The following is a 5,262-nucleotide window of genomic DNA, read 5'->3' as shown; positions in this document are numbered from 1 at the left end:
CTGAATGGCTTTGGAAGTACAACAATGAGAGACCAAACACCGCTATCGGCGGCGTACCACCGAGATGGCTGTTAGAAGCAGCCTAGGCTCTACGCAAAACTCCCATTACAAATGGGGGGATTACACTAACACGTGATGATCAGCTATGGCTTGTTTTGGTGCTGCTAGAACTAAATCGCGTGCTAAGAGGTATACTAGGGCTAGTGTTCTAAAGTCATTACGACGAGTACTCACAATAACAATAAAGCCAATACCACCTAGGTAACGAACACCATCAACACACTGTTTTGAAACTGTCGCGTCAACAGAGTCTTCGTCAAACACGATGATGTTTACTGCTGTGTTTCTATTAGCTGCAGTCTCAAGCAGCTGGCTTACAGCAGTGTCTGATTTTGCGGTTGGATCGCGCTCTAGAATTTCACCTAGCTTTACACCTTTATCCAGCTTTACTTCAATCCCAATAGCAGTGTCTGAGTTGCCATTAACTTCAACGAGCACATCACCAGTTTTGTTGCGAGGTATTTGGCCCGTTACGCGAGAAAGGTCTTTAACTTGATCCTCATTAAAGCCTGCTTTCTCTTTAAACTCGTTCAATACATCCATGACTTGCTGTTCGGCGTCTCCACCTTTGCCAGCAGTCTGGAAGCGCATGCTACGAAGCTCATAAAGAGATTTAAGGTTAGAAAGGTGTTTGCCTAGATGACCCTCTGTTTCATGCAGGAAGTGGCTTATTTCGCCTTTCAACTCAGCCATTACACCAATACCAAGCGCACGTATGACAGCTTCTTCGCGCTCTGTGGCGGGCAAGGATTCTAGGTACTCAGACACTAACGGGTTTTCAATAGATACGTCTTGAAGATGGAGTACGCCGTTACGGTATGAAATAGCCATGTTTTAGTTCTCTAGTCAGTAGCGCTAGCAAATTAATGGAAAAATCTTCAAATCTTCGGATGACCTTTTCGAATCTCTGAAAGTACATTGTGTTTTGTACGTAAAAGGAGATTAACATGACCATTCTAAACACATTAAATTTTGTCTCATTCAGTGCTGCTTGTAACAGCGATCCAATTGTTGCTCGTCGCAGAAAGCTCATCGCTAAAATAGAAGAGCAGATTCAGCTGGCTAATGACCCAAACTATCTACCCATTAAAACTAAATGGATAACTGATGCAGATGGTCATCAACGTAAAATTGATGTTCCCAAGCGGATCAAACGATGGTGGACTAAATCTATCAATGGACAGATAAACCTTGTCGTTCGCTATGGTAGTAAGCCATTAGAGTTCAGCAAAGGTAAGAATGCTATAGAACTAGTAGATGAAAACGCGGTGGCTGAAACGCTTGTTAAGATCAAAGAGGCTGCTGAGAAAGGGGAGCTAGATACTTTAATTGAACAGCAAGTTCAGTTTGGGCGTGCAATTCGAAAGAAAACAGTCGCTCAGTCATAAAAAAACGGGGCGGTTATACAAACCTGCCCCATAAATGCGTTGACTCTTGAGAATGAAAACGGCCATTCAGATTAACTATCCTTGTCCATCTAAATGGCTTGTTTACGATTAAACAATAGTTACATTAAACCTTACAAGTGTACTTTTTAGGTTTTCTGCTATGTGAAATCAGTTTGCTAGAACGGTTTCATCAAATCGCTCACCAGCCAAAGTTTGAGCGCTCATATGTGGGATAAACTTGCTGTAGAACTTCTCAAGCATGCCCACGCTAGTACCCATTTGCTTAGCAATAATCGCTAGACTAATACCCTGTTGAATCATGCGAGTGGCATAGAAGTGGCGCAGCGAGTAAAGGGTACGAGGCATCTTGTCACTGGTTGTGCCGTACAATAGATCCATCTTCGTTAAATACTGCTCAAAGTTTTTGTTGAGCTGTTTAGTTTGCTCACCACTCCGCAGCCTGAATACATGCTTATCGACACGTTTTTTGAGTAGTTGATCGAATGACATTTCTGCCAGATCAGGAAAACGGCTCTGAATACGTTTGAAGTAGCGTATGGCGACGTGTCGTGCGATTAGTTGTCTATTTCCTGTTTTCCCATCGACTGTAATTTCTAGGAAACGCTCCCCAGCTTCGTTTACGTACCAATCCAAATGCTTCCACTTGAGATTAGTCATCTCAGTACCATGCCTTATCCCTGTATTAGCTAGGATTAACACATAGTCTCGCAGTAACTCACGAATCTCAGCAGTTGTTTGTTTGGGTTTACGTTCACCAACTAAAAACTTATTGGTGCTGTTTTTAGCATCTACAAATCCGCTTTCAGCCCAATAGCGCAAGCTTCGAGTAAGCTTTGCATACTCAGCGCGTGTGAAAGTAGGGCGACTATTTGACTTGGTACCAGCAACACGAAAACTCGGAACGTCAGTTGGCTTCATCCACCCTCTATCAAGGGCTAGCTGAAATACTTTATTCAAAGCACTGTTATGTGTGTTGTGAGTACTTTTGGACATTTCTGTTTTGCCCATTTGCTCAAGGCGCCAATCATCAAAACCATCTAAACGTTCATTTGTGATTTGATTGATGTTGAATTTTCCAAGATATGGAATGTGATATTTGCGCAGAGCTGATATGTAGTCTTTGTAAACAACCTTGCCACGTCTGCTAGCAAGTTCATTTTCCATGCGCTTGATCGCATTTTCTGCAACTGCACGAAATTTTGTTGTGGTGAGTGGCAGGTTATTTTTGACGTGTGTCCTAAGTTCCGTGCGAATATCTAGAGCATTTTCACGGGCCTCATCTAGGTCTGCTGACCCTGTGCTGCGTCTAATCCATTCGCCTTCAATTTTTATTCGTGCTTGCCAGCGAGCGCTGCGAGAACGTCGATATAGCACGATAAGCCCAGGGACTACTGAAACCATTTCTGCCATTTTTTCCGCACTTTTTTAGTGGATTTAACTGGATTATAGCTTCGTTAAAAGAACGGGCAATAGTCCTAAAAAGTGTGCACCGAGTGTGCTAAGCGAAATTTTTAAGGTGGGTGCAAATAAAAAATGCACGATACCTGCTTATTCGTGCATTTTATCTACATACTCTCAACATATACCAACAAGATATTGGTACCGATGGTCGGACTCGAACCGACACGCTTTATAGGCAACGGATTTTGAATTGCGAACCGTCTGATAAATTTCAATAATTTCAATTATTTATATGTATTAAGATTGGGTGTGCTAAATAGTGTGCGAAGAAATTCCGTCTTTTTAAACACTCTGTTTAACCTACACTTTGAACCGATTTTGATAGGGCTTTCTGTGGTGGCTGGCAAAATCCTGCATATCGACTATGCTATAAACTCTTAAATTAATTGTGATTTTGGACGTGGCGAGATTAAGTTTTTATCTAGGTTTGATTAGACAAATGGACTCAGCTGCCCAAGAATTGGGTTTAGGGAGTCTTACGGATTCAGACCGTATTGTACTAATTATTCTTTGGGATGTAGCTGATAAGAACGCTTCACAAGCAACATTAAGCTTTGAGCTGTTTTCTGAACTAACTAAAAAACAGGAGATTGTTGTTTCAAGGTCGCAGTTCTTCAAATCTCTTAAGAAACTGGAGGAAGTAGGTTTGATAACGCGAATCGATGGTCCTCGAAGTGGTACATATCGACTAAAGGCCGAGTAGGTTTTTAAGGTTTACCCGTTTACGTCTAGTTTTCAAATCAGATTTTGCATTTCCGCTAAGGTTTACTGGTGCCCGATAAGCGGAGTACAAAAAAATCCAGTAAAAGTCTGAACTGATTCCATTCCTTAGCATTGTGAAAGACTGGGATTATGCAAATAAGGATTGTTTATGATGAACTTCTTTATGGCTCGTTCAGCAGGCGCATCATTACTTTTGGATGGTTTTGGTAATGTTTTCTCAGCACTTGCTGGGGCATTCCCTCCAGAAACCGCTTATGTTTTAGCTATGCTATGCACATTAGCGGCTATGGTTTTGCCAAAATATCTGAATTAATACGTGCCTAGGTGCGTATTCAGTTAGGCTGGCGCATCGTTTTATATTCAAATTAGTTCTGCAGCATTACGTTTGAGCTCATCATTTACTGTTACATACCTCTGTGTTGTCTGAATGCTTTGGTGTCCAGCCATTTCAGCGAGCACAAATACACTTACTCCTTTTTGGCTCAACTGTGTCAGCCAAGTCCTGCGACCCGAGTGACTCGTGGCGCCGTGTATTCCTGCACGCTCGTACAAGCGCTGTAAGTGCTGTGTGGCTGTATTTGCGCTAAAGCGTGAAGACTTCTGTGTTGAGAATAGAAAACCGTGTGCTGGGCGTCGTGTGAGTCCTGATAGGTATTCACGTAATTGGCGCATCATTTTTTTCGGTAGGAATATTTTTCTAGCTCGCTTACTTTTAGTTCGTTCTTTGTTGAGCGTTATTTCTGAAAGTAGGGTGCCGTCATTTGTGATGATGTCATTGAATCTCAATGCTGCAACTTCACCAATTCGAAGGCCGCAGTAGTGTGTGAGCATAAGCATGGTTATGTCACGCGCTGGGTAGCGACTGCATGCTTGGGTAACGTCGAAAACTTGCTTTAGTTCGGACTTAGAAAGTGTTTTTGCTTGTGCCATATACTTCACCAAAAATGTAACTTTTTCGTGTGTATAGCTTATTTTCTGAGGTTTGTTTTGGGCAACCGAAAAGGGAGTTAGCCAGACCTTTTGCGATTCAATGACTTAGTGAGAAATGTAAGAAATTCCGAGTTTTCTTACATTTCTAGAAACAGTGCAAGAAGAGTGTACTTAAAAATTTAGTGCTTCTTTTATTTCATTTATAGCGCGGTCATATGTGTTGCTTGGAATCTTTCTATTGAAATAGATAGCATTAAGTAATTCCTGATCTTCTATCTCCTGTAGAACCTTATCTACGTGAATACTAGCTGGATTCCCTTTAACCATATCCTCTAAAAAATATCCTAGCCCATGTGAGCAAGAGTACTTGTCTTTAAAATCTATAGTTACACTTCTAATCGGCTCGGGCTGACCTTTCCCCTTAGCTTGGGCTGATTTTCGTGCTCGAATTTCGATATCAATAATGCGTCGTGCAAGTTTGATAATGCGCTGTTGCCATGCGTAGTTGCCATCAACACGTTGCTTGTTGCTAAGCACGCTAGATAACCAGAGGAGATATTGTCAAATCTGGTGTACGGCATCAGGCGGCATTCCTGTCTGATTGATCCTGTACTTGCTCACCGTCCTTGAACGGTACGTTGTTGACCACCAAGGTCAGCAGATTAAATCCTCTTATCCG

At 42.0% G+C, this 5,262-nt stretch carries 6 protein-coding genes; 2 read left to right on the top strand and 4 right to left on the bottom strand.

From position 1 onward, the window contains the following. Positions 1 to 120: 120 nt before the first annotated feature. A complete protein-coding gene (locus XMG59_RS11925; protein ID WP_173498802.1) occupies positions 121 to 891 on the bottom strand; it encodes a hypothetical protein in 771 nt (256 codons plus the stop codon). A gap of 116 nt (positions 892 to 1,007) precedes the next feature. Between XMG59_RS11925 and XMG59_RS11920 the strand changes: the two genes are divergently transcribed. After that, a complete protein-coding gene (locus tag XMG59_RS11920; RefSeq protein WP_173498801.1) occupies positions 1,008 to 1,448 on the top strand; it encodes a DUF6641 family protein in 441 nt (146 codons plus the stop codon). 168 nt (positions 1,449 to 1,616) lie between these two features. On the opposite strand, the gene XMG59_RS11915 is transcribed toward XMG59_RS11920, so the two are convergent. After that, positions 1,617 to 2,879: a site-specific integrase gene (locus tag XMG59_RS11915; RefSeq protein WP_173498800.1), complete on the bottom strand. Its 1,263-nt coding sequence runs from the start codon at positions 2,877 to 2,879 to the stop codon at positions 1,617 to 1,619. Between the two features lie 922 nt (positions 2,880 to 3,801). Between XMG59_RS11915 and XMG59_RS11910 the strand changes: the two genes are divergently transcribed. Continuing rightward, positions 3,802 to 3,966 (top strand): hypothetical protein, encoded by a 165-nt coding sequence (locus XMG59_RS11910; RefSeq protein ID WP_173498799.1) that lies wholly within the window; start codon positions 3,802 to 3,804, stop codon positions 3,964 to 3,966. A gap of 47 nt (positions 3,967 to 4,013) precedes the next feature. Here XMG59_RS11910 and XMG59_RS11905 read toward each other — a convergent pair whose 3' ends face one another. Both XMG59_RS11905 and XMG59_RS11900 read right to left on the bottom strand, forming a co-directional pair. Next, positions 4,014 to 4,583, bottom strand: a complete 570-nt coding sequence (locus XMG59_RS11905) for a site-specific integrase (RefSeq protein WP_173498798.1) — start codon at positions 4,581 to 4,583, stop codon at positions 4,014 to 4,016. A 171-nt stretch (positions 4,584 to 4,754) separates the two neighbouring features. Next, positions 4,755 to 5,120, bottom strand: coding sequence for a hypothetical protein (locus XMG59_RS11900; RefSeq protein WP_173498797.1), 366 nt, complete (start codon positions 5,118 to 5,120; stop codon positions 4,755 to 4,757). Between the last annotated feature and the right edge of the window lie 142 nt (positions 5,121 to 5,262).

This window comes from Marinobacterium sp. xm-g-59, assembly GCF_013283315.1.
GTDB lineage: Bacteria > Pseudomonadota > Gammaproteobacteria > Pseudomonadales > Balneatricaceae > Marinobacterium_E.
Note: the sequence above shows the minus strand (reverse complement) of the source record. Positions and strands in the feature narration are given on the sequence as shown.

Bases quoted from the DNA above. Each gene is read 5' to 3' on its own strand.
- XMG59_RS11925 (WP_173498802.1), bottom strand. From the start codon at position 891: ATGGCTATTTCATACCGTAACGGCGTACTCCATCTTCAAGACGTATCT.
- XMG59_RS11920 (WP_173498801.1), top strand. From the start codon at position 1,008: ATGACCATTCTAAACACATTAAATTTTGTCTCATTCAGTGCTGCTTGT.
- XMG59_RS11915 (WP_173498800.1), bottom strand. From the start codon at position 2,879: ATGGCAGAAATGGTTTCAGTAGTCCCTGGGCTTATCGTGCTATATCGA.
- XMG59_RS11910 (WP_173498799.1), top strand. From the start codon at position 3,802: ATGATGAACTTCTTTATGGCTCGTTCAGCAGGCGCATCATTACTTTTG.
- XMG59_RS11905 (WP_173498798.1), bottom strand. From the start codon at position 4,583: ATGGCACAAGCAAAAACACTTTCTAAGTCCGAACTAAAGCAAGTTTTC.